This window comes from Marinithermus hydrothermalis DSM 14884, from assembly GCF_000195335.1.
Classification (GTDB): domain Bacteria; phylum Deinococcota; class Deinococci; order Deinococcales; family Marinithermaceae; genus Marinithermus; species Marinithermus hydrothermalis.
Genome location: NC_015387.1, coordinates 1790525 through 1814139, shown reverse-complemented (window position 1 = coordinate 1814139; position 23615 = coordinate 1790525). Strand labels below are relative to the sequence as shown.

The window sequence follows — 23615 nt, the reverse complement described above, 5'->3', positions numbered from 1 at the left end:
CACGGTTCAAGCACCGGGTATGCCCGAACGGGTAGAGGCCTACTGGCGGGCCAACGTGGCCTTGATCCGCAATTTGCTCCTCGTGTGGGCCGCGGTCTCGTACGGGGCCGCGATCCTCTTTGGGAAGGCGCTCGCTGGCGTGAAGTTCTTCGCGCTGCCGCTGTCGTTTTGGTTCGCGCAGCAGGGCTCGATCGTGGTGTTCGTGATCCTGATCTTCTACTACGCCTGGCGCATGAACCAGATCGACGCGGAGTACGGGTTTGAGGAGTAGGGAGGGGCGCTGATGAGTCCGGAAGCGTGGACCTGGATACTGGTGCTCTTGACCTTCGGGCTGTACCTGTACATCGGGTGGTGGGCCCGCGTGCGGGACACCGCGGGGTTCTACGTGGCGGGCCGGGGGGTGCCGCCCATCGCGAACGGTGCGGCGACCGCGGCGGACTGGATGTCGGCGGCCTCGTTCATCTCGATGGCCGGCCTGATCAGCTTCCTGGGGTACGACGGCGCGGTGTACCTGATGGGCTGGACCGGGGGGTACGTCCTCCTCGCGCTGCTCCTCGCGCCGTACCTGCGCAAGTACGGGAAGTACACGGTCCCGGACTTCATCGGGGACCGGTACTACTCCAACATGGCGCGGGCCGTGGCGGCGATCGCGACGATCTTCATCTCCCTCACCTACGTGGCCGGCCAGATGCGGGGCGTGGGGATCGTGTTCAGCCGCTACCTGGGGGTGGACATCGCCGTCGGGGTGCTCGTGGGGATGGCGATCGTGGCGTTTTTTGCGGTACTCGGCGGGATGAAGGGCATCACCTGGACTCAGGTGGCGCAGTACACCGTGCTGATCATCGCGTACCTGATCACCGCGGCGGCCATCTCCAACCTCCTCACGGGGAACCCCGTGCCCATGCTGGCCCTGACCTTCACGGACATCGCCGAGCGGCTCTCCCAAATCCAGGTGGAGCTGGGGCTCAAGGAGTACATCGCGCCCTTCCAGAACTTCACCATGCTCCAGGTCCTGACGATCACGCTCGCGTTGATGGCGGGCACCGCGGGGCTGCCGCACGTGATCATCCGCTTCTACACCGTCCCTAAAGCCTCGGACGCCCGCTGGTCCGCGGGGTGGGCGCTCTTGTTCATCGCGTTGCTCTACACGACCGCGCCGGCCGTGGCGGTCTTCGCGAAGTACAACCTGATCAACAGCCTGCACGGCAAGCCCATCGCCGAGGTGCGGCAGGTGGACTGGGTGGAGAAGTGGGAACGCACCGGCCTGCTGCGCCTGGAGGACAAGGACGGGGACGGCCGCGTCGAGCTTAGGCGGGACCCCGGCGCGAACGAGATCGTGATCGACCGGGACATCATCGTGCTCTCCACGCCGGAGGTGGCGCGGCTCGCGCCGTTCGTGATCGGGCTGGTGGCCGCGGGCGGGCTCGCGGCGGCCCTCTCCACCGCGGCGGGCTTGTTGCTCGCGATGTCCAGCGCGGTCTCGCACGACCTGTACTACCGCATCTTCCGCCCGAACGCGACGGAAGGCCAGCGCTTGCTGGTGGGGCGGATCATGATCTTCCTGGCGATCCTGGTCGCGGGGTACTTCGGGATTAACCCGCCGGGGTTCGTGGCGGAGGTGGTGGCCTTCGCCTTCGGCCTCGCGGCGGCCAGCCTCTTCCCCGCGATCTTCCTGGGGATCTTCGACCGCAGGATGAACCGCGAAGGCGCGATCGCGGGGATCCTGACGGGGCTGGTCTTCACCGCGGTGATGATCGTGCTGATGCGTTCCCCGCGCATCCTGGGTACCCCGGAGCCCATCGTGGAGAGCTTTTTGGGGATCAACGCCCAGGGGATCGGCGTCGTGGGGATGATCCTGCACTTCATCGTGGCCTACGTCGTCTCGCGCATGACGGCAGAGCCCCCGCGGGAGATCCAGGACCTCGTGGACCAGATCCGCGTCCCGCGCGGCTCCGGAGCGGCAACGGCGCACGACTAAACCCGCGGACATAGCTTCCGGCCGGGACTTCCCCGGCCGGAGCGCCCCGTGGAGGGCAAGCGTGAAACGACCCAACGAGGTGTATATCCCCCCCCAGCTGGGCGTGCGGGCGCTGCGCCTGGTCCTGGGGATGAGCTTGGTCCTCTTCCTCTTCTACCTGGCGGGGCATTACGCCGCCGGACTCCCCTTCCCCGCGCCCGACCAGCTCCTCGACATCCTCGTCACGGTCGGGCTCGGGGTGGGGCTCGGGGTGGCGTTCTCCTGGGTGTGGCCCCTCGGCCCCCGGCCGGGCGTGGAACGGCTGGTGCGCACCCTGCTCCTCGCGATCCCCGCGGTGGGGCTCGGGATCGGGGTGCAGCTCCTCCTCCAAGGGCGCGCCCCCACCCAGGCCCTGTACCTGATCTTCGCGGTCGCGGCCTGGCTGGGCTCCGGGTTCATCGTGCGCCTCCCGGAGCCAAAGGAGAAGTGACGCGATGGAGCCCCTCGAGTTCCTCAAGCGCACCCCGCCCTTCGACGCGCTGCCGCCCGAGGTGCTCGATCGGGTGGCGGAAGGCCTCGAGGTCGTGTACCACCCCGCGGGCACCCGGGTCCTGGTGCGCGGCGGCGCGCCGAGCCGGTACCTGTACGTGATCCGCAAGGGCGCGGTGCGCCTCGAGCGCGCGGGGCGGGTCGCGCTGCATTTGGAGGAGGGGGAGGTGTTCGGGTACCCCTCCCTCCTCTCCGGGGAGCCCCCGGCCTTTGACGTGGTGGTGGAGGAGGACCTGCTCGCGTACCGGGTGCGCCGCGAGGTCTTCGCGCGGCTTCTGGAGCACCCGGCCTTCGCCGCCTTCTTCCTGAAGGGGCTTGCCGAACGGCTCAAGGAGGTCCCGGTCTTCCCGGCGCCCTCCTCGCTCGGCGGGCTGGACTTCAGCCAGCCGGTGCGTCGCTTGGTGCGGGGCCCTCCGGTCTTCGTGCCGGCGGAGGCTACGGTGGGGGAGGCCGCACGCCGCATGCGGGAGCACCGCATCAGCTCGGTCCTTGTGGCGGGGGAGGCGTTGGGGATCCTGACCGACCGGGACCTCAGGAACCGGGTCCTCGCCCGGGGGCTCGGCGCGGCCACGCCGGTCCGAGCGGTGATGACGGCTCCGGCCAAGACCCTCCCGGCGGGCAGCTCGGTCTTCGAGGCCCTGGAGTTCATGCTCGCCGAGGGCGTGCACCACCTGCCCCTCGTGGAGGGGGAGCGGGTGGTGGGGGTCGTGACGGACACGGACCTCCTCAGGCACCAGGCCAAGAACCCCCTCTACCTCCTGCGCCGCCTCGAGCGCACCCGGGACCCGGAGGGCCTTGAAGGGTACGCTCTGGAGCTCGCGGGGGTCGTGGAGGCCCTGCTCGCGGGGGGGCTGGGGGTGCGGGAGATCGGCCGGAGCGTCAGCGCCTTGAACGACACCCTCCTGCGCGTGTTGCTCCGCCTCGCCGAACGGCGGCTGGGGCCGCCGCCGGTGCCGTACGCGTGGGTGGTGCTGGGCTCGGAGGGGCGCGCGGAGCAGCTGCTCCTCACGGACCAGGACAACGCCCTGGTCTACGCGGAGGCCAGCCCGGAGGCCCAGGCGTACTTCGCGCGCCTCGCGGAGGACGTGGTGCAGGGCCTCCTCCGGGCGGGCTTCCCCCCGTGCCCCGGAGGGTACATGGCGACGCGCTGGCGGTACCCCCTCGAGGCGTGGCGCGCGCGGTTTCAGCGGTGGGTGGCGGCCCCGGACCCGCAAGCCCTGCTGGAGGCGGGGATCTTCTTCGACTTCCGCGCGGTGCACGGCGGGCTTTCCCTCGAGCCGCTCGAGGCGGTGCTCGCGGAGGCGGCGGACCAGCGGCGCTTCTTGGCGCACCTGGCGCGCGCGGCGCTCGCCTTCCGCCCGCCCCTCACCCTCTTCCGGCGCATCCGGGAGGAGGAGGGCGGCGTGGACGTGAAGCGGGGCGGGATCGCGCCCATCGTGGGGCTGGCGCGCGTGTACGCCCTCGAGGCCCGCGCGCGGGCGCGGAACACGCTGGAGCGCCTCGAGGCCGCGCGGCAGGCCGGGGTGCTCTCCGCGGCGGGGGCGGAGGTCCTCGCGGAGGCGTTTGGCTTCCTGCAGAAGCTCCGGTTGCGGGCGCAGCTCGTGGCCCTGGGGCGGGGGGAGGCGGTGGGGAACCGGGTGCGGCTGGAGGCGCTCTCCCCGCTGGAGCGGCGCCACCTGAAGGAGGCCTTCCTCGCGGTGCGCGAGGCGCAGGAGGCGGCCGCCTTGCGGTACCAGACCGCCTGGTTGGGGTGAGGCGGGTGGTGTACTGGGCGCTGGACGTGGAGACGAGCGGCCTGAACCCGCGCCGGGACCAGATCCTCGCGGTGGGTATGGTGCCCGTGCGTGGGGGGGCGGTGCGCTGCCGGGAGGCGTTTTACAGCCTGGTGCGCCCCCCAAGCCCCGCGGTGGTTCCGCTATGGGGCCTGAAGGCGCACCACATCCGGCCCGTGGAGCTGCGCGGCGCGCCGCCCCTGGCCGAGGTCCTGCGCGAGGTGGACCGCCGCTTGCGGGGCGGGGCGCTGCTCGTGCACCACGCGGCCGTGGACGTGGCGTTCCTGCGCCGGGCGTACCGGGCTTTGGGCTGGCCGTGGCCCGCGCCTAGGGTGGTGGACACCGCGCGGCTTTTGGAGCGGCTCGCGCGCCGCCGGGCGCTGCTCGAGCCCTACCGCGCGCCGCCCCCATTGGACCTCGCGGGGGCTCGGGCCTACCTGGGGTTGCCGCCCTACCCGCAGCACCACGCGTTGGTGGACGCGCTCGCCACGGCGGAGCTCTTCCTCGCGCTGCAGGCGCGGCTGGGGGAGGCGTGACCCTCGGGCGGGAGGGGCGCGCGGGTAAGGTAGGGGTATGCAGGCGCTGGCGGGCCGGGTCCTGACCGCGCGGGGCTGGGCCCTCGCGCGGGTGGTGTTCGACGCGCGCATCCAGGCCCTCGAGCCGCTCTCCGAGGCGCCCCGGCGGTACGTCCTCCCGGGGTTCATCGACCTGCACGTGCACGGGGGCGGGGGCGGGGACGCGATGGAGGGGGCGGCGGGGGTGCGCCGCCTGGCGCGCTTCCACGCCCGGCACGGCACCACGGCCCTGCTCGCGACCACCGTTACGGCCCCTCCCGCGGCGGTGGTGCGCGCCTTGGAGGGGATTCGCGCCGTGGCCCGGCGGCCGGGCGCGGGGGAGGCCCGCGTCCTGGGGGCGCACCTCGAGGGGCCCTTCATCCACCCCGAGCGGCTGGGGGCGCAGCCGCCCTACCCGCACCCGCCCGACCTGGATTGGGCGCGGCGGTTCCTCGAGGCCGGCCCGGTGCGGGTGGTGACCCTGGCCCCCGAGCTTGGGGGCGCGCTCGAGCTGGTGCGGTTTCTGGCGGGGCGCGGGGTGCGCGTGCAGTTGGGGCACAGCACTGCGGGGTTCGTGGAGGCCCGGGCGGCCCTCGAGGCGGGGGCGGTGGGGTTCACGCACCTCTTTAACGCGATGGGGGGGCTCATGGCGCGCGCGCCGGGGCTGGTGGGGGCGGCGTTCGCGCGGGGCCGGTGGGCCGAGGTGATCCCGGACGGGCGGCACGTGCACCCCGGGGCGCTCCTGGCCGCCTTCCGGGCGATTCCGGGCGTGTACGGGGTGACGGACGCGGTGGCTGCGGCGGGCATGCCGGAGGGCCGGTACCCGCTCGGGGCGCGGACGGTGGTGCGGCGGGGGGACGGGGTGTACCTGGAGGACGGGACGCTCGCGGGGAGCGTCCTCACGATGGCGGAAGCGCTACGCAACCTGGTGCGGCTGGGCCTTTCCCTCGCGGAGGCCGCGTGGCGGCTGAGCGCCTTGCCCGCGGCCTACCTGGGGGTGCGGGACCGCGGGCGGGTTCGGGCGGGTGTTTGGGCGGACCTGGTGGTGCTCGACGAGGCGCTTCGGGTCCGGGAGGTGTACGTGGAGGGACGGCGCGTGCGCTAGAGCTTGTGGCGCACGTCCCCCCCGTACCGGATCTCCTCTGCGCGGACGTTCTCGTCGTTCAGGATTTCCGGCACCTCCTGGGCGGCCTCCAGGTGCGCGCGGGCCTGCTCGAGCTCGTCCTCGCTGTAGGTGAAGACGAGCTCCGCGGAGAGCACGCCCGGCGTGGCCTGGATGGCCTTGAGGGCCTCGACCTCCGCCTCGGTGCTCTCGGCCTCGATGGTCACGATGAGCTTGCCGTTCGGGTCGCGGAAGAACACCTCGCACACCCCCTGGGCCTCGAGGGTCTCGGCGACGGCCTCGAGGCGGTCGGGGGGCGTGCGGACAATGATGCTGGAGATGTTCACGATAAACCTCCTTTACTCGACGCGGATCGCGCCGGTAGGGCAGGGCGCCAGGCAGCGGCCGCACCCCGTGCAGCGCTCCGCGAGGACGGTGGGCTCGAGCATGCCCTTGAAGCGGATGGCCTCCTCGGGGCAGGCCTCGAGGCAGACGAAGCACAGGACGCGCTGCCAGGCGGTGCAGCGGCCGGGGTCGATGTGGGCCCGCGCGGGGATGCGCGCGGGCCCATCGGGGGAGAGGACCCCGTGGGGGCAGGCGTCGGCGCACGCGGTGCAGAAGGTGCACCCTTCCCCGCGAAAGCGCACCACGGGCGCCCCGTCAGCGTCGCGCTCGAGGATGCCCTGGGGGCAGGCGGGGACGCACGGGGCGTCGCAGTGCGCGCACGCGGAGAAGTCCGTGCCCGGGGGGGCGTAGGGGGGCCGGATCACCCCGGCCCCGGGGCGCTTGGGGGCGCGGAGGAAGGATTGGAGGAACGCGCGCCGATCCATAACCTACACCCTACCCTACGCGTCTACTCGGTACCGGTCTCGAGGTCCACGCCTTCCTTCCAGCGCTCCATGAGGTCCGAGGAGAACTGTCCGTCGGGGTTGCGGAACTCGGGTATGAAGAGGTTGGCGATGGGCGGATCCACCTCGGCCTGCGGGGCGTGGCACATGGTGCATGAGTACCGCGCGGCGTCCAGTTGGAGGCTCGTGGTGTCGGTATCGCTGAACAAGTCCAGCGCGTAGTGGGTAGGGGGAATGGGGGTGGCGCCAAGGGCTTGAGCCGTGTTGGGGTTGTGGCATGCCGCGCAGGAGTTCTGGCTTTGGGTGACGGGCACGAACCCCTCGATGCTGTGCGGGATCATGGGGGGAGCGTTTTCCTGCGAGCGCGGCATGCGTTCGCTTGCGCCGGGGGGGGTGGTGGGGTAGGCCAAGGGCGGCAGCTCCGCGCCGGCGTCCGTTTCCAAGACCGCATTCCGGATGCCCAGGTCTTGCGGAGTAAAGCTCGGCGCGTTACCTAGGCCAAGCGCGAAGAACACGAGGCCAATACCCAACAGGGCCAGTCCGATCCAGAGGATTCGCTTATGGCGCGTCATGACTCACCATCCCTTCTCACGCCTTGTAGATCTTGACCGCGACCTTCTTGAAGTCCGTCTGCAGGGAGATCGGGCAGCGCTGGTCCAAGAGCACCTTGTTGATCAGGACGCGTTCATCGAAGAACGGCACGAAGACCATGCCTTTAGGCGGGCGGTTGCGCCCATTGGTTTGCACGCGGGCCTGCACCTTGCCACGCCGACTCTCGATCCAGACCTTGTCCCCGTCCTTTACGCCCAGGCGCTGGGCGTCCTCGGGGTGCATGTAGCAGAAGGCCTCGGGCACCGCGCGGTACAGTTCCGGCACGCGCATCGTCATGGTGCCGGTGTGCCAGTGCTCGAGCACCCGCCCGGTCGCGAGCCAGAAGGGGTACTCCGCATCCGGGGTTTCCGGAGGCGCCATGTAGGGCCGGAAGAAGATCTTGGCGCGGTTGGTGAGGTCCACCTTAGCGCCGTCCTTGGGGCCGAGGAGGCTGCCTTCAGGGATGCGTTTCGCGGCCGGGCCGTAGAAGGCAAAGCGCGCCTTGGGGTTGGCCTTCCTCGCGTACGGATCGTACTGGGTGTTGAACCGCCAGAGGGTTTCGCGGCCGTTCACGACCGGCCAGCGCAGGCCGCGTACCTTGTGGTAGGCGTCGAACTCCGCGAGGTCGTGCCCTTCCCCAAGCCCGAAGCGCCGGTACTCCTCCCACAGGTACTTCTGCACGAAGAACCCGTACCCCTTCCAGGGCTGGCCGTCCACGCCGGGCACGTTGCGCTTGTCCCCCTCGGCTTCGGTGTTGAGGAAGCCCTTGCCGATGGGGTCCGGCCAGGCGAACCGCTTGGCCTCCTCGTTCGCGAACAGCACCTCGTAGAGCGTCATCTCGGGGGAGTACCCCATAGCCTGGGCCTTGTCCAGCACGTTCGGGAGGACGGTGCCGTCCGGGAGCTTCCACTCCCGCCAGACCTCCTTGAGGGTGAAGAACTTGGAGAACTCGATGATCTGCCAGAGGTCCGGCATGGCCTGGCCGGGAGGCGTGACCTGCTGGCGCCAGTGCTGCGTGCGCCGTTCGGAGTTCCCGTACGCGCCCCACTTCTCGTAGATCATCGCGCTGGGCAGGATCAGGTCCGCGACCTTCGCGGAAACCCCAGGGTACGCGTCGGACACCACGATGAACACGTCCATTTCCCGCGCGGCCCGGATCCAGTGGTTCGCGTTCGCGGTGTTCTGCCAGGGGTTGTTCACCTGCACCCAGGCCCACTTGATCTTCCCGTCCTCGAGGTCCCGCATGATCTGCACGTAGTTCGCGCCGACCTTGGGGTTGATCGTGCCCTCGGGGACCTTCCAGATCTCCTCGGACTTCTTGCGGTGCTCGGGGTTCGTGACCACCATGTCCGCGGGCAGCCGGTGCGCGAAGGTCCCGACCTCACGCGCGGTGCCGCACGCGGAGGGCTGGCCGGTGAGGCTGAACGCGCCGGAGCCGGGCTGGGCTTGTTTGCCGAGGAGGAGGTGGATCGCGTAGATCTGCTCGTTCACCCAGGTGCCCCGCGTGTGCTGGTTGAACCCCATCGTCCAGAAGCTCACGACCTTGCGGGCCTTCTCTGCGTAGAGGGCCGCGAGGGCCTGGAGCTTTTCCTTGAAGACCTCGAGGGGCTCGTCCGGGTCGCCTTTGGCCAGCTCGGCCACGAAGTCCAGGGTGTACGGCTCGAGGGCCTTTTTGAACTCCTCGAAGGTGATCACCCAGTGCGCCCCGGCCTGTTTGCGGTGCTTCATCTCGAGGCGGTCGCCGGGCTTGACCCCGAGGTAGCTGAGGGCCTGGGCTTCCTCCTTGGTGATCACCTTGGCGATCTCGGTCCGGAGAACCTCGCGTTCCTTCTCGCTGTACTTGGGGTGGTTGGGGTCGGGGCGCAGGCCGTACCCGATGTCGGCGTACCCCGTGGCGAAGGCGCAGTGGTTGTTCACGAACTCCCAGTCGATCGCCTCGGGGTAGTTGTACACGATCTCGCGGAGGATGTAGTTCTGGATGGCGAGGTCGGTCTGGGGTTTGAAGACGATCTCGAGGTCCGCCATCTGGGAGGTGCGGTGGCGGAAGGTGGTGAGGACGACGAGCTTGACGCGGTCGGGATTCGAGAGCCGCCGGTCCAGGATGCGCGCCCAGAGCACGGGGTGCATCTCGGCCATGTTGGAGCCCCAGAGGACGAAGGTGTCGGTGAGTTCGATGTCGTCGTAGCACCCCGCGGGCTCGTCGATCCCGAAGGTTTGGATGAAGGCCGCGACGGCGCTGGCCATGCAGTGCCGGGCGTTGGGGTCGATGTTGTTGCTGCGGAACCCGGCCTTCATGAGCTTAAGGGCCGCGTACCCTTCCTGGATGGTGTACTGCCCGGACCCGAAGATCGCGACGCCGGTAGGGCCGAGTTCGTTGTAGGCCTTCTTGAACTCGCGGGCCATGACCTCGAAGGCCTTCTGCCAGCTGACGGGCTTGAACTTGCCCTTCTTGTCGAACTCGCCCCGCTCGTTCACGCGCATCAAGGGTTGGGTGAGGCGGTCCTCGCCGTACTGGATCTTGGCGAGGAAGTACCCTTTGATGCAGTTCAGCCCGCGGTTGACGGGGTTCTCGGGATCGCCTTTGACCGCGACGATACGGTCGTTCTTGGTGGCGACGAGCACGCCGCATCCCGTGCCGCAGAACCGGCACACGGACTTGTCCCAGCGCCAACCCTGCTCCACGGCCGCGGCCTGCGCGCGGGCGCTTTGCGGCACCGCGACGCCCGCAGCGGCGGCGGCGGAGACGGCCGCAGCGAGCTTCACGAAGTCTCGCCGCGAGAGGTCCGCCCCGTTGGTAGAGCCTTGGGTTTTGGGGTTTTGTTTCTCCATCCTTGGGCCCTCCCTTCCTAAATCAGCTCATCTTTATAATTCGCGAAGACCTGGAGGACATGTGCCCTTAGGACATCCGCCCCGGTATTGTGTCCGTTTCATCCTTGAGGATATACCCCTCGTGGGGTACTGGGATGTTCGTGAGGGGGGTGTGAGGTGGTCGCGTGGGTACCGGGGAGGACGGGGGCGTGGGCCCCATGATTCCCTCTATCAAGATTAAGAATGAATCCAATTACGTTTGAAGCGTTTTGGCTGGATGTGCGCGGGTTGGACAGGGGCGTATGCCTGAATGGGTGGGGCGGGTTGGCGCGTTTGGGGACGTAGCAATGGGGGCGGTGAAGCAAGTAGCCTTTCCCGAGAAAGTCTTTGCGCGCTTGGAACGGTAGCGCAGGAAACGGCGCACCTCCCGTTCGGCGGCTATAGAAGAGCGCTGAATTGAGGACCCCCCCGACACCAACCCCGTCGTCAGCAACCGGATCCGTTCGCTCAGCCGCGCTCCGGGTGCGCTGTTGAGCCTCTGGGTTTGGGTACGGCCGTCGCCGGGTGTGCCGACCGGATGGCGAGCAGCGATCAGGGTACCCCATCGGCCCGGATGCAGCGGATGGCGCAAGGGGCTGCGGCGCGTGCACCGCGGTAGAGGAGACCCGACGGATCGAAGACAATAGGTGTCAGATGGGTGTAAATCAGGGAGGGGCCCTACAGGGCCCCTCCCTGAATCCCCTTCCTTAAGGGCCTTTCTTGGTGGCGGTGGGCGGACTTGAACCGCCGACACCACGATTATGAGTCGTGTGCTCTAACCAGCTGAGCTACACCGCCATGGTTGCGGGGGCAGGATTTGAACCTGCGACCTTCGGGTTATGAGCCCGACGAGCTACCAGACTGCTCCACCCCGCGACGTGCGGTCCCCGACCGCACTCGCTAGTTTACGCAAAACCCCAAAACCCGTCAAGATCGCCTAGTCGCTCGAGTTCAGCCCACTCAGGTACACGCGGTACGCCTCCTCGAGGCACGCGACCAACGCGCGCGGGTTCCGAAGAGCCTCGAGCGGCACGAGCCCCACCGGGATGGCGTCGGGCTCCGGGTCGATCCAGACCCCGAACCCCTCCGCGGTCAGGTCCAGCACGAGCTCATTCACCTCGTGCGCCTCGAGCCACGCGCGTACCTCGCGGCACACCTCGGGGGGCAGGCCTTCCGGGCTGGATTCACGGGTCAGGTGGAGTGCCGCCATGTTTTTCCTCCTTCCCTCGCCGTGCGATGGGGCGAGGTCCGGGTATACGGCACGGGATCCGCAAGGGTCCGTACTTCCAGCATAGCACCCTTGGCGGGCGGTGGGTTACCGCACGGTTTGGGGTGCCTCGAGCCACTCCAGGGCGGCTTCGAGGGGCATGGGTTTGCCGAGGAGGAAGCCTTGACCGAGGGGGATACCGAGGGTGCGGCACACCTCGAGCTCGGCCTCACGCTCGATGCCTTCCGCGAGGGTCGTGGCCCCGAGTTTCTCGGAGAGGCGTGCGATGGCCTCGAGGATGGCGTGGGCGCGGGGGCTTTCGGGGGCTTCCTGGACGAAGCTTTTGTCGATTTTGATGAGGTCCACGGGGAAGCGGTGGACGTAGCTGAGGGAGCTGTAGCCGGAGCCGAAGTCGTCCAGGGCGAGGCGGACCCCGGTGCGCTTGAGGTCCTGGAGGGTCGCGAGGGCGGCCTCCCCGGAGAGCAGGAGGCGTTCCGTGACCTCCAGGACGAGGCGTTCCGGGGGGAGGTTGTGGGCCATGAGCTGCGCACGGATCCAGTCGGGCAGCATGAGGTTGGCGAAGCTTTGGGGGGAGAGGTTGACCGTAACGCCCCCGGGAAAGCCGGCGTCGCGGAGGGCCTTGAGGTGGGCGAGGGCTTTGGCGAGGACCTGGCGGTCGAGGGTTTCGGCGAACCCCGCGGCTTCCGCGAGGGGCGCGAAGACCGCGGGGGAGACCTTCCAGCGGGCGAGGGCTTCGAACAGGACCGTTTCGCCGGTGCGGAGGTCCAGGATGGGCTGGAGGTGCACCTGGATCTGGTGGGCGGCGAGGGCCTGGCGGAGCTCGTGTTCGAGGCGGACCTGTTCGCGGAAGGCCTGGTCCTGGGTGGCGTTGAAGAAGACCAGGGGGGCGGGGGAGTGCTTGGCGGCGTACATGGCGACGTCGGCGGCGCGGATGAGGCCGTCGAGGTCCTGGGCGTCTTCTGGGAAGCGGGCGACGCCGAGGCTGGCGCCCAGGATGAAGGCCCGGCCCTCGAGCTCCACGGGGGCCTCGAGGGCTTTTTGTAGGCGTCGGGCCACCTGTTGGGCGGTTGTGGCGTCGGCGCCGGGGAGGAGGAGGGCGAACTCGTCGCCGCCGACGCGGGCGGTGAGGTCGGTGCGGCGGGCGGTGGCTTTGAGGCGGTGGGCGACCTCGATGAGGGCTTGGTCGCCGGCGGTGTGGCCTAGGGTGTCGTTGACCTCTTTGAAGCGGTCGAGGTCGAGGAAGATGAGGGCGGCGGGTTCGTTGCGGGTTTGGAGGGCGGCGAGGAGGGCCCGGCCTTTTTCTTCCAGGCCGCGGCGGTTCAGGAGGCCGGTGAGGGGGTCGGTGACCGCGTGGCGGGCGAGGGCCTCGAGGGCCGCGACGCGCTCGAGGCTTGCGCCGAAGGCCTGGGCGACCTCCTGGAGGGCGGCTTGTTCGTCGGGGGAGAAGGCGGCAGGCTGGGCTGAGGCCACCGCGAGGCAGCCCCAGGGCCGGCCGGAGACGGTGACGGGCAGGAGGAGGACGGCGCGCACCCCGTACCGTTCGGCGGTTTCCCGGTGGGCGCGCAGGCCGGGGTCCGCAAGGCGGAGGCAGGTGGGGCGCGGGCCTTCCCAGCTCGCCGCCAGGCACGGGGCGAGGGCCTCGGCGCCTTCGCCGGCCCACGCGAGGGGCTCGAGGCGGCCGTCGGGTTCCGCGTGGGCTGCCCACGCCGCGCGGTAGCCGCCCTCGAGGACCATCACCTGGGGGATGATGCGGATGAGTTCTTCCTGGGTGTTGGCGTGGCTTGTGGCGTGGTTAACCGCGCTGAGGAGGCGCAGGGTGCGTTCTCTGCGGCGCAGGGCGGCGAGGGTGCGCGTGCGTTCGTCGAGGAGGTTGCGGAGGGTGCCGGCCGCGAACCCCAGGAGGGGGCTGAGGATGCTCTCGAGGCCCGCGGCTTCCTGAAGCGCGTTGATCGAGGGGTCGTGCACCCAGGTGAAGAGGGCGAGGTGGAGGGGGATGTTGGCGAGGCCGGCGGCGAGGCCCCCCCAGGGGCCGAGGCTCCAGCCGGCCATGGCGAGCCACACGCTGGAGAAGGAGGCGGCTTCGACCCCGGCCTGGCGGTAGAGGAGGGGGAAGGCCAGGATGTATGTCGCGAGGGCGAGGCTGGTGAGTGGCAGGAGCATGGGGGGTGCGCCGCGCATTTGTGCCCATCTTATACCCCGAAAGGGGGCCGTATATCCCTGTGTGTTTTGTATTGTTTGTTTCGGCGTGAGTTGGGGCGTTCCTCCTGGAAATATGGGGAAACATGGGAATTATAGGGGATTCCTCGCGAATTTGTTGGTATTGGATTGGAAAACGCCGTGTTCTCGCTATGTTTTTGTCGTCATGGATTTAGGGCAATTCGCTTAGGGATTTGTGCAGGTTTTTGCGTTTAGAGCGATGATAAAAATATTATGGATTAAAATCAGTCATTTCTGGTAGGGGTCCACTCATGAAATTTAGGGATTTATGGCAAAACTCCTCAGAATGTCGTGCTAGCCTCCTTTCAGGAGAGCCAGAACGAACCGGCTCTCCAAGTTCAAGCCCCGGAGCGTATCTGGATGCGCGGCGTTCACGCGAGCCACACCCCCTGGTTGAAACACCCCAACAAGCACCACACCCACCCTACTCGGGTGGGAAACGCCCGCACCACGGCGCGTCCCACCCGGGCCCCGCCGGATTGCGCCGCGCGTTCTCCTCACCGGCAACCCGACCCTAGGCCCACACACGTAAACCGCTAAACGCAACCGAATGAACGAAGGAGGAACCCAACCCATGCGCTTCAATGGATCCTTCATCACCGCTTTCGCAGTCTCGCTGCTCGTCGCGGCCTGCTCCCAGCAGGTCGACCTGCCCACCGATACTGAACCGCCCACCAGTTCCGAACCACCCGTCGTGACCAACCCGGACCCCACCCCACCGGACACCCAGACGCCGCCCCCCACCCCGAACGATCCGCCCGCCGTTAGCGTGAACGGCGTACCGCAGACCTTGGACCTCGAGACCCCGGTCGAGGTCTGGTGGGCGAGCCACCCCTATAACCCGGAAAGCCCGAACTTCATCCCCGTGGGCGGCATTCAGAGCCCGGACCCCGTGTTGAACGTGCGGGATGAGTTCGGGGGGAATATCCAGGCCGCGATCGACGCGCTCCCGGCCTCCGGGGGGACGCTGTACTTCCCGCCCGGCACCTACGGGGGGAACTGGACGCTCGTGGGGAAGAGCAACGTGCACTTCATCTCCGACGGCGGCGCGGTCCTCACGGGAGTGGGGTTCGTCGTGGGGTGCACGGACGCGATCGACTACCAGCGCTTGATGGAACGCGTTCGCGTGGAGAAGAACCCCGACGCGATTAACTGCGTCACGGACGGGCGCATCGAGAACATCTACTTCAAGAACCTGACCTTCGACGGGGGCGGCACGCAACTTTTAGCGATCACGATCCGCGCGGCGCGCCAGGTCCTCTTCGACAACGTGACCTTCCAGAACTACCGCGATCCCGGGAACTACCACCGCGGCCTCATTAACGCCACGGCTTGGGTGGACGACATCTGGGTGCGGGATAGCCGCTTCCTGGGCTCGGAGCGCTGGGCTGTGTACTTCGACGGGTGCTTCGCTTGTGGCGTGATCGGCTCGGAGATCGCGGGGAATTTCGGCAACGGCGGCCTCCTCATCCTCACGAACCAGGACGCGGACTTCGACATTAACGGCGACGGCATCTTCCAGGAAAACGAGATCCGTCAGGCCAACCACATTGTGGTTGCGAACAACACCTTCGGCGGCCTGCACCAAGGCATCCAGATCACCGGGAAAGACGCCTTGGTCGTGGGGAACACCGCGACCGCGGATCAGGCGATCTTCGTGCAGTTCAGCGCGAAGTGCGACCAGGTGAACCCGAACGCTGGCATTCACAGCGTCTTCAACAACCTGCGCGTGGAGAACAACCGGGTCGCGGGCGTGAACGCCTTCGTCCGCGTGAACGCCTACCCGGACGGGTGCGGGAGCGGCAACACGATGGAGATCGGTGGGTACTACGTGGCCGGGAACACCGTAGAGCGCTTCTACGGCACGAACCCCGGCCTAGTCGTCGAGGTGTCGGGCCCCATCGTGGATCCTCGAGTCATCACGGATAACCTGTGCGGAGGTGTCGCGTGCGACAACCAGGTGCGCGCGCTCGCCGAGTAAGGTACGCGATTGGCGCGCTTCTTCTGGCCCTGGGCGGGGTGCTGGGGAGCTGCTCCTCGACCCCCCCGGGGCCGGGGGAGGCCCCCGCCCCCCTCGAGCCCCCGCCCCCTAGCGAGACGACGCCAGAAGAACCCCCGCCCGAAACCCCGGTCGAGGTGCCGGTAGCGGGCTTCTTTCCGCTGGGGGTGTACGACCACGCTGGGGTGACGGGGATCGAGGAGATGGTGCCGGACCTGCTGGGGCGGGGTTTGGACACGGTGATGTTTGTGCATAACACGCCGGCGCACGCGGGGTGGTGGGATTACACGGACGCGATGGGGATCCGGGTGGTGTACGGTCCGGAGTTGTGGGACGCGTGGTTCAGCATGGAGGCGAGCCCGGAGCTGAGCTTGGAGGAGGCGAAGCGGTTGTTGGGGCCGCACGTGGAGTCGGTGCGTGGGCACCCGAGCGTGGTGGGGTACTCGTTGGCGGACGAGCCGCCTTTGGATAGTTTTACGCTAGGTCGGGACGTGGGGGTGGAGAAGCTGCGGTTGATGGTGGAGGCGGCTGGGGAGCTGGACCCTGGGCGGGTGCGGACGGCGGTGCTGGTGGCGCCGAACACGGTGAACCGGTTTATCCGGGGTGCGGGTTTGGACGTGGTGACGCTGGACGTGTACCCGTTTGCGGAGGGGAACGGGCCGTGCGATGACACGCTGCGGGGTTTTGGTTTGCCGGAGGGGTGGGATTTTGTGCATTACGTGCGGTACGTGTTGAACAATCCGGGTGTGGAGCGGGTGCCGGTGTGGTTTATTTTGCAGGGGCATTCGTTTTCGGGTCCGGGTGCGGGGCGGTTTGCCCTGCGGGTGCCGTTGGTGGAGGAGATGCGGATGGAGGCGTGGCTGGCGGTGGGGGAGGGAGCGAAGGGACTGATTTGGTTTTTTTACTCGCCGGAGATCCGGGGTGAGGACTCGGTGATCCGGGGTTTGCGGTTTGAGGGGCACGCGGCGCAGTACGGGGAGGTGACGGAGCTTGCGAGGCGGTTTGGTGTGTTGCGGGGTGTGTTGATGGGTTTGGAGAAGCGGGTTGTGGGGTACGGGGAGGACGAGGTGGTGTACGAGGAGTGGTTTGAGGCGGTGGGGGGTAGTCGTCCGTACGCGAGCACGTTGATGGAGCGGGATGGGGGTCGGGTGTTTGTGGTGGTGGTGAACCGGGATTGCGAGGCGCGGGAGATGCGGGTGCTGGGTTTGGGGGGTCGCGGGGGGATGTTGCGGGATGTGGAGACGGGGCGTGTGGTGGGTTTAGGGGAGGGTTTTGTGTTGCGCGGGGGGGATGGGGTGTTGTTCGAGTACCTCCCCGAGTAAGGCCCTATGGATGCTCGATATAGTGCTGTAACATGCGCGCGGTGCGTTTCAGCCCCAGGCGTTCAAGCACCGGTTCCCCTTGAGCGTTTGCCTGCCCCGTACAAGGTTCACCACCAGGCGGATGAACAGGTCGCGTAGCGGGGCCGGGTAGAGGATGCGGGCGTCATAGACGGCGGTCTAAACGCGCAAGATCATCTCCTCAGTAGCCCATATTCAGCTCCTGGGCTTGCGCTTGCAGTGCGTTCAGGGCCGCTTCCTGCTCCCGGCGGGTTTGTTCCTGATAGGCCAGCACGTCCCGTACCCGCACTCGTCGGTGGGTGCCCACCTTGCGGTGAGGGATTCGACCTTGCTCCAACAACTCGGCGAGGTAGGGGCGGGAGAGGCCCAGCAGGTAGCGGCTACCTGAGGGGTCAGCTCGGCTTCCAGAGGCATTACCATGACGGGTTGGCCCTGGGCCAGCAGGGTGAGGAGGGTTTCTAGAAGGTTCACCATGGGCGGGGTCAGCGGTACAATCTGGTCATCCAGGCACACGGCAATGCCCAAGCGCTTCGCCTTCACCTAAAGGCGATCGAGCAGCTCCCTGGCCCGTAATACGTTTTCTTGAACCGAACCCCCCGGGGCCAGGCCCGGGGGGAGGAATGGGAGTGAGGGCTGGTGCCGGGAGCGGGACTCGAACCCGCACGGGGGAATCCCCCCAACGGATTTTAAGTCCGTTGCGTCTACCGGTTCCGCCATCCCGGCGCCCACACCCATCCTAGCGTGAAGGCTAGGCCTTGCCAAGCCGAGCAAGCCTCACGGGTAGCACGCGCTGCGGTTGGGGTCGAGCACCCAGTCCGCCCGGACCAGGCCGAACCCGAAGCTCGAATCGAACCCGGGCGCCCCGAGGTCCTCCGCCGTGGAGGTCAGGCAGGTTCGGATCCGGTCCGTGGGGGGCACGGCGCCCTTTATGGCGTAGTGCTCGGCGATATACAGGGCGGCGACGCCGCTCGCGAAGGGGGCGGCGAAGGAGGTGCCGCTATCCCGGACGTACTCGCTAAGCGGGTGCGCACCCAGCACGTTCACGCCAGGCGCCACGAGGTCCAGCTTGTCCCCGTAGTTCGAGAAGTAAGCCCGGTTTTTATTGTTATCGATCGCGCCGATCGCCAGGGTGTAGCTCGAGCTCGCGGGGTACCCCACGTAGCCCAGCCCGTCGTTCCCGCTCGCGGCGAGGGTGAGGACGCCCTGGGTGTAGGCGCGGTACAGGGCGTCCTCGATCAGGCCGTCGGTTTGGGTGGCGGGATCCGTGATTTGAGCGCAGTCGTTCCGGCCGTCTTGGTTCTCGTCCTTGTTGGCGATGAGGCAGAGGCTGAGGTTGATCACGTGAGCTTCGGCGTCCACCGCGAAGTTGATGGCTTGGGCCAGGGTGAGGGTGGTGGCGTTGGGGAAGACCTTGAGGGGCAGGAGGTACGCTGCGCCCTGCGTGACGCTGGCCATCCCCTCGTTGTTATGGGTCTCGGCGGCGATGAGGCTCGCGACCTGGGAGCCGTGCCCGTCCATGTCGCTCGCGTCGGGGTCGTCATCCGAGAAGTCGTACCCGGGGAGGAGGTTCGCGTCGAGGTCCGGGTGAGTGAACGCCGCGCCCGTATCCACCACCGCGACCACGGGCCGGCAGGAGGCGCTCACCTGGTCCCAGGCCGCCTCGAGGCCCAGGAGTTGAAACTGGTCCTGCTGGTCGGGGACGTAATAGGGGTCGTTCGGGACGAAGAGCAGGCCGTACCGGTAGTTGGGCTGCACGTACCGGGCCGCGCCGCGCGCCACGAGGGCCGCCGCGGCGGCGGCTTCCTCCCCAGGGGCGACGCGGTAATGCACCCAGCCGTTTTCCAGCGTGGCTACGCGCGTGAGGCCCAGGGTGCGCTCGGCCTCGAGGAGGGCGGTGCTTTGCAGGGTGAGGCCGTCACCGGTGAAGGCGAGGAGCTCGCCGGGCACGTGCGCGGGGGTGAAGTCGGCCACGCCGGTCTTCGGGACGGGCAGGGCGGCGGGCAGGGCGGTCGCGCCGACGGGCGCGGGGCAGCGGTCGGCTGGGGTGGGGAAGGTGGTGGGCCAGGTGGGGGTGACTGTCGTAGTTTCCGTGGCGGTGCCTCCATCCGGGTCCTGCACCACGAGCGTCGCGGTGAAGCTCCCCTCCTGGGGGTAGCCGTAGGTGTAGCTGCCGCTCGTACAGTTAGGGATGAGGAGGTCGGTACTCCCGTTCCCGTCCGCGTCCAGCCGGCACTCGAGGGCGTCCCCGTCCGGGTCGGACACGCTCCAGGTAAAGGTCACCCATAGGTTGTTGGGAGTCGCGGTGAAGGCCGTGATCCGCGGCGGGGTGTTGAGGAAGAACTGGCACCCCGCGAGGCCGAGCCCTAGCATCAACAGGAGCGCACGCCGCATGGCCTTATTCTGGCAGACGCAAAGGATCCTTGGGTGAGGTGTGGCTTAGGGCGGGGTTAAGGAAAGCGCGCCCAGGTCCTGCTCGAGCGCGTCGCCCGGGACCTCGAGGGATTGCTCGAGGGCGGGCTCGCCGGGGTCGCACAAGCCGTTCGCGCTGTCGTCGCGGCAGGCGGTGAGGGCGTAGCGGCCGGGGGGTAGGTGGGTCACGAAGCGCCCGTCCGCGTCCGGGACGAGGTGGCGGGTAGTGGGACCGGTGAGGGTGACGCGAAACGGGCCGGGGGGCGGGGTGACGCCAAGGGCGGGAGGCAGGTTCAGGAACCCGTACCCGAACGCGGGGTCCGGCCCCGGGTCGCCGAGGTCGGTGAGGTGCGGCTGGAGGGCCGCCCAAGCCGCCTGGCCGGTGGCGGCGCGGCCGCTTGCGATGAGCAGCGCGAGCGCGCCCGCCACCTGGGGCGTGGCTTGGGAGGTGCCCATGTAGAAGGCGTAGTTGGGGCGGCCCTCGACGTAGTTCCAGGTGGTGGAGAGGATTCCGTCCGGGTACCCGTCCCGGTCGCTGTCCACGCTCACGTCCCCGCCGGGGGCGCTCACGTCCACGGCATCGTTGAACTCCGAGTACCAGGCGCGCCGGGGCGCGCCGCCGAAGTTATAGTCGGTGGCGGCCACGCTGATCGCGCCGTCGCACGAGGCGGGGTAGACGAGGTTCGAGGCCGCGCCGTTCCCCGCGGCGGCCACGACCGCGACGCCGCGCGCCGTGGCCTCGCGCACGGCCTCGCACATCGCGTGGGAGAAGGCGGTCGTGCCGAGGGAGAGGTTGATGACCTGGGCGGGATGGGGGTTTGTGTAGGTCACGCCGTCCCAGGTGATGGGCAGGCCGGCCGCGTATCGGATCGCGGCGGCGACCGCGGCGACGGTGCCGCTGCCGCGCGTGTCCAGGACGCGGATAGGCAGGACCTTGACGGGGGCGGGCCAGGCGAGGCCGACGGTGCCGGAGTTCGTGCAGGTTGGGCAGGCGGGCGGGAAGGGCCCCGCGCTGGCCGCGATGAGGCCCGTAACGTGCGTGCCGTGGCTGCCCGCTTCGGGCTTGAGGTTGTCGAAGGGGTCGGTGGGGTCCGTGTCCCCCTCCACCAAATCCAGCGCGCCCTCCCCCGGGCCCCACACGCGCCCCGAGAGGTCCGGGTGATCGAACCGCACCCCCGTGTCGATCACCGCAACGGTAACGGGTACGGGGTACGTGGCCAGGTGCGCCCAGCGGGCCCCCGTGCGCCGCAGGTGCCACTGGAGGGGGTAGAACGCGTCCATGGGTTCGCCCGCCACGCTCAGCGCGTACACCCGGGCGTTGGGCTCGGCCCACTCCACGGCCGGGTCCGCCGCGAGGCGCTCGAGGAGCGCCTGAGGGTCGGGGGCCTCGAGGCGCAAGAGGCGGTGTTGCGGGTCGTGCGCCAGTACGCGAGCCGAGGCGGTGAGGGCGAGGGGGCGCGCGGGGCTGGACCGGTACTTCACGAGCACCTCGCGAACAGGCGCGGCGGCTTCGGGAGTGAACAGGCCGCGCGCTGGGAAGGAGGCGTTCCGGGCGGCCTCGAGCGGTGGGGGGTAGAGGGTGCCCGTGACGCGCACGAGCGGCCAACGCACCCGGATCACACCGTTCAGGTCGCCGCTCACGGCTACCCGCGCCTCCACCACGGCTTGGTCGGGCAGGAAGGGGGTGGGGCTGGCGGTGACCTGAACCACGGCAGGCCCGATACCGCGGTTGGGCGTGAGCTGCAGGAAGGCCGGGGCGTTCGGGTCCGGGACGAGCTGCCACACCGCGTTCGCGGGGGCCGTCATCCCGAAGCGTCCCGTGCCCTCGGGGCTTAGGGTCGTCCCCTCGGGTACGGTGCCGTTACGGCACGCCGCCAGCGCCAGCGCAAGGAGCACAAGAACCCAGCGAGGCATCCTATGCTCTAGTCTACGCGCGGCGCGCCCGCCAGATGAGATACCGTTCGAGCAGGAAGAAGGCCAATGCCAGACCCAAGAGCGGCCCCGTGAGGGGCACGGGCTTCCTCGGCGCGGGCGGCAGCGCCTGGGGGGCCTCGAGAAGGGCCCCCTGGCTGGCTTCGGCCAGCCGTTGAAGGGTGGCTCGGCCGTCCGTGAGCGGCCACTCGCTCGGTTCGGGCAGCGGCACGCGGAAGAGGACCCGGCCCTCCACGAGCACCACCGCCTCCCCCCGCGCCTCGGAGGGCAGGACGGCCTCGAAGGTGAGCGGGGCGGTGGGCGGCATGGAGCGCTCCACCCCCCCGTAGCGCAGCTTCGGGGCCCGCTCGAACCGCCCCTGCACCACCACCCGCACCCCTTCGGCCTCCCGGCTCACGCTGTAGCGCGGCCGGGCGGGGGTGCGGGTCAACCAGCGGAGGAGCTGGCCCAGAAACCGCGGGGCTTCCGGCCAGTCCGTCCAGCTCCGGGAGAGGTCCGTGGTGAGGGCCGCGACCTTGCCGAGCCCCCGCTCGCCCACCGCGAGGATGGGCTCCCCCGCGCTGTCCAGCACCACTCGCGCCCACGGTTGCGCCACCGCCGGCAGCAGCACGCGAGCCGGGGGCGGCGTGGAAAGGCCTTGCGTCACGGGGTGCGCCTCGAGCCGCACCGGGAAACGGCCCTCGAGGGCCTCGCGGCCGAAGGTGCGCTCGGCCTCCTCGAGGAATAGGCGCGGGAGGTCCTCAGGGGTAGGCACGTCCCAGAACCGGCCCTCCCCCACCCGGCTCATGCGGGCGAGCAGGGCGCGGTCCGCATCCCCCCCGAGGGCCACGCTATTGGTCCGGATCCCTTGCGCGCGCGCGGCTTCCGCAAGCGCGACGAGCGCGGCGGGATCCTCCTCCACCTGGCCGTCCGTCAGGACCAGGATCTGCTTAGTTTCGAGCTCGAGGGCTTCGAGGGCCTCGATGGCTTGGCGGTAGGCCTCGAGCATGCGCGTGCTGCCGCCGGGGCGCAGGCGATCGAGGAGGGTCTTGGCCTCGAGCTTGCCGCGCGCGGTCATGGGGCGCGGGGGGAAGAGCCAGCGCGGGCCGCTGGAGAAGGTCACGATGCCGAGCCGGTCCTCGGGGCGCGCGGTCTCCACCAGGCTCAAGGCGCCTGCGACGGCAAGGGCAAGCTTGGAGGGGTTCCCGTCCGCCATCGAGCCGGAAACGTCCAGCACCAGTACGAGCGCCACCCCGCTGCGCCCGGCGGGCCGGACGGGGATCTCGTCCGCGAGGGGCGAGCGCTCCCACCCCCCGAAGAACAAGCCCTCCGGCGTGGCGCTAAACAGCAGGGCACCGCCCTCCCGGAGGAAGCGCTCGAGGGCGGCCAGCTCAACGGGACTGAAGGCTCGCGCCGCGCGGCCGATCACCACCGCGTCCGCGCGGATGGGGAGGGGGAGAGCCTCGAGACGGCGCACGCGGAAGGCCTGGGCTTCGAGGAGCCGCGCGGCGGCCTCGTCCCCGAGCACCCACACCTCGGGTGTGCCGGCGGGGCGGAGCTCGGCCCGGGCCTGGTCCGCGCCTAAGGGGCTCGTGAGGGTGACGGTGAGGGGGGTGGCGCCCTCCAGGGTGAAGCGGTAAGGGATGCTGGTGCGCCCGATGGGGACGCGCCGCGTCACGCTGACCCGGTCGCCGGGACGGGTGAAGGTCACGGTCACCTCGGTGGGAGCGGTGGCCTCCACCACGGCGCGCACCTCGACCGTCTCGCCCTCCGCGGGGTAGGGGGGCAGGAGAACCCCCACCAGGCCCACGTGCGGGCTGGGCGGCACGCTGAGGGCGTACACCGGGACGGGCGGGGGGAGGACGGGGGTCTGGGAGAGGCCGTCCGAGATCAGCAGGATCCGGTCCGCGCCCCGCTCGAGGGCGGCCTCGAGGGCTGCGGCGAGGTCGGTGCCCTCCCCGAGATCCGTGCGGCGTGCGGTGGGGGTGGGCACCTCCTGCACCGCCTCGGCAAAGGCTAAAAAGGTCGCGGGGGGCGGGACCTCGAGCTGGGTGGCTTGCGCCCAGACGGCTTCGCGCGCGGAGGGGCTGTAATCGAGGAGGACCACGGTGCGCGCCGGAGCGAGGGGTAAGCTGGGGCCGCTCGCGGCGAGTACCAACAGCAGAAGAACCAGCCGGCGTAAGGGGGGGCGCACGCCGGGCAGGAAGGGAAGGAGGAGGGCGAGGAGGGCCCAGGGGAAGGCGAGGTGCATCCTATACCCCTTATACCCCGCGCGGGCGGGGCGAGAGGTG

Annotated in this window: 17 protein-coding genes and 3 tRNA genes; 8 read left to right on the top strand and 12 right to left on the bottom strand. The window is 69.3% G+C overall.

The annotated features are described in order from the left end of the window. The first annotated feature begins 19 nt into the window (after positions 1-19). From MARKY_RS09145 to nagA, 6 genes are all read left to right on the top strand, one after another. Positions 20-271, top strand: a complete 252-nt coding sequence (locus tag MARKY_RS09145) for a DUF4212 domain-containing protein (RefSeq protein WP_041658016.1) — start codon at positions 20-22, stop codon at positions 269-271. Between the two features lie 12 nt (positions 272-283). After that, on the top strand, positions 284-1978 hold the full coding sequence (locus MARKY_RS09140) for a sodium:solute symporter family protein (protein WP_013704593.1): 1695 nt from the start codon (positions 284-286) through the stop codon (positions 1976-1978). A 61-nt stretch (positions 1979-2039) separates the two neighbouring features. Then, entirely contained in the window at positions 2040-2447 is a 408-nt protein-coding gene (locus MARKY_RS09135) for a hypothetical protein (protein WP_013704592.1), read from the top strand. 4 nt (positions 2448-2451) lie between these two features. After that, positions 2452-4260 (top strand): DUF294 nucleotidyltransferase-like domain-containing protein, encoded by a 1809-nt coding sequence (locus MARKY_RS09130; protein ID WP_013704591.1) that lies wholly within the window; start codon positions 2452-2454, stop codon positions 4258-4260. Further along, positions 4257-4814, top strand: coding sequence for a 3'-5' exonuclease (locus MARKY_RS09125; RefSeq protein WP_013704590.1), 558 nt, complete (start codon positions 4257-4259; stop codon positions 4812-4814). Before MARKY_RS09130 ends, MARKY_RS09125 begins: the two co-directional genes overlap by 4 nt. Positions 4815-4851: 37 nt before the next feature. Then, entirely contained in the window at positions 4852-5937 is a 1086-nt protein-coding gene (gene nagA / locus MARKY_RS09120; protein WP_013704589.1) for an N-acetylglucosamine-6-phosphate deacetylase, read from the top strand. Here the strand turns inward: nagA and MARKY_RS09115 are convergent. From MARKY_RS09115 to MARKY_RS11465, 8 genes are all read right to left on the bottom strand, one after another. After that, entirely contained in the window at positions 5934-6281 is a 348-nt protein-coding gene (locus MARKY_RS09115) for a chaperone NapD (RefSeq protein ID WP_013704588.1), read from the bottom strand. The genes nagA and MARKY_RS09115 overlap by 4 nt on opposite strands. Positions 6282-6293: 12 nt before the next feature. Continuing rightward, positions 6294-6764, bottom strand: coding sequence for a ferredoxin-type protein NapF (locus MARKY_RS09110; protein WP_013704587.1), 471 nt, complete (start codon positions 6762-6764; stop codon positions 6294-6296). A 23-nt stretch (positions 6765-6787) separates the two neighbouring features. Beyond that, positions 6788-7354: a nitrate reductase cytochrome c-type subunit gene (locus tag MARKY_RS09105; RefSeq protein ID WP_013704586.1), complete on the bottom strand. Its 567-nt coding sequence runs from the start codon at positions 7352-7354 to the stop codon at positions 6788-6790. A 16-nt stretch (positions 7355-7370) separates the two neighbouring features. Further along, complete coding sequence (gene napA, locus MARKY_RS09100; RefSeq protein ID WP_013704585.1) at positions 7371-10202, bottom strand: nitrate reductase catalytic subunit NapA; 2832 nt, start codon at positions 10200-10202, stop codon at positions 7371-7373. 739 nt (positions 10203-10941) lie between these two features. Continuing rightward, positions 10942-11018 (bottom strand) — tRNA-Met (locus MARKY_RS09095). A gap of 1 nt (position 11019) precedes the next feature. Then, positions 11020-11096 (bottom strand) — tRNA-Met (locus MARKY_RS09090). 61 nt (positions 11097-11157) lie between these two features. Next, positions 11158-11430, bottom strand: coding sequence for a hypothetical protein (locus MARKY_RS09085; protein WP_013704584.1), 273 nt, complete (start codon positions 11428-11430; stop codon positions 11158-11160). 105 nt (positions 11431-11535) lie between these two features. Next, positions 11536-13626: a putative bifunctional diguanylate cyclase/phosphodiesterase gene (locus tag MARKY_RS11465; protein ID WP_083804429.1), complete on the bottom strand. Its 2091-nt coding sequence runs from the start codon at positions 13624-13626 to the stop codon at positions 11536-11538. 589 nt (positions 13627-14215) lie between these two features. Here MARKY_RS11465 and MARKY_RS09075 point away from each other — a divergent pair. Together MARKY_RS09075 and MARKY_RS09070 are read left to right on the top strand one after the other, a co-directional pair. Next, a complete protein-coding gene (locus MARKY_RS09075; RefSeq protein ID WP_041658015.1) occupies positions 14216-15646 on the top strand; it encodes a glycoside hydrolase family protein in 1431 nt (476 codons plus the stop codon). Beyond that, positions 15613-16986, top strand: coding sequence for a hypothetical protein (locus MARKY_RS09070; protein ID WP_013704581.1), 1374 nt, complete (start codon positions 15613-15615; stop codon positions 16984-16986). Before MARKY_RS09075 ends, MARKY_RS09070 begins: the two co-directional genes overlap by 34 nt. A gap of 652 nt (positions 16987-17638) precedes the next feature. Here MARKY_RS09070 and MARKY_RS09060 read toward each other — a convergent pair. The 4 genes from MARKY_RS09060 to MARKY_RS09045 all read right to left on the bottom strand — a co-directional run bounded on the left by MARKY_RS09060 (position 17639) and on the right by MARKY_RS09045 (position 23575). Continuing rightward, a tRNA-Leu gene (locus tag MARKY_RS09060) sits at positions 17639-17727 on the bottom strand. A gap of 51 nt (positions 17728-17778) precedes the next feature. Beyond that, on the bottom strand, positions 17779-19395 hold the full coding sequence (locus MARKY_RS09055) for a S8 family serine peptidase (RefSeq protein ID WP_013704580.1): 1617 nt from the start codon (positions 19393-19395) through the stop codon (positions 17779-17781). Between the two features lie 45 nt (positions 19396-19440). Further along, entirely contained in the window at positions 19441-21327 is a 1887-nt protein-coding gene (locus tag MARKY_RS09050) for a S8 family serine peptidase (protein WP_013704579.1), read from the bottom strand. Between the two features lie 13 nt (positions 21328-21340). Then, positions 21341-23575 carry a VWA domain-containing protein gene (locus MARKY_RS09045; RefSeq protein WP_013704578.1) on the bottom strand — a complete coding sequence of 745 codons (2235 nt, stop codon included), beginning with the start codon at positions 23573-23575 and terminating at the stop codon, positions 21341-21343. Positions 23576-23615: the final 40 nt, after the last annotated feature.

Bases quoted from the DNA above. Each gene is read 5' to 3' on its own strand.
- MARKY_RS09130 (WP_013704591.1), top strand. From the start codon at position 2,452: ATGGAGCCCCTCGAGTTCCTCAAGCGCACCCCGCCCTTCGACGCGCTG.
- MARKY_RS09110 (WP_013704587.1), bottom strand. From the start codon at position 6,764: ATGGATCGGCGCGCGTTCCTCCAATCCTTCCTCCGCGCCCCCAAGCGC.
- MARKY_RS11465 (WP_083804429.1), bottom strand. From the start codon at position 13,626: ATGCGCGGCGCACCCCCCATGCTCCTGCCACTCACCAGCCTCGCCCTC.
- MARKY_RS09145 (WP_041658016.1), top strand. From the start codon at position 20: ATGCCCGAACGGGTAGAGGCCTACTGGCGGGCCAACGTGGCCTTGATC.
- MARKY_RS09075 (WP_041658015.1), top strand. From the start codon at position 14,216: ATGAACGAAGGAGGAACCCAACCCATGCGCTTCAATGGATCCTTCATC.
- MARKY_RS09140 (WP_013704593.1), top strand. From the start codon at position 284: ATGAGTCCGGAAGCGTGGACCTGGATACTGGTGCTCTTGACCTTCGGG.
- MARKY_RS09045 (WP_013704578.1), bottom strand. From the start codon at position 23,575: ATGCACCTCGCCTTCCCCTGGGCCCTCCTCGCCCTCCTCCTTCCCTTC.
- MARKY_RS09085 (WP_013704584.1), bottom strand. From the start codon at position 11,430: ATGGCGGCACTCCACCTGACCCGTGAATCCAGCCCGGAAGGCCTGCCC.
- MARKY_RS09050 (WP_013704579.1), bottom strand. From the start codon at position 21,327: ATGCCTCGCTGGGTTCTTGTGCTCCTTGCGCTGGCGCTGGCGGCGTGC.
- nagA (WP_013704589.1), top strand. From the start codon at position 4,852: ATGCAGGCGCTGGCGGGCCGGGTCCTGACCGCGCGGGGCTGGGCCCTC.
- MARKY_RS09105 (WP_013704586.1), bottom strand. From the start codon at position 7,354: ATGACGCGCCATAAGCGAATCCTCTGGATCGGACTGGCCCTGTTGGGT.
- napA (WP_013704585.1), bottom strand. From the start codon at position 10,202: ATGGAGAAACAAAACCCCAAAACCCAAGGCTCTACCAACGGGGCGGAC.
- MARKY_RS09055 (WP_013704580.1), bottom strand. From the start codon at position 19,395: ATGCGGCGTGCGCTCCTGTTGATGCTAGGGCTCGGCCTCGCGGGGTGC.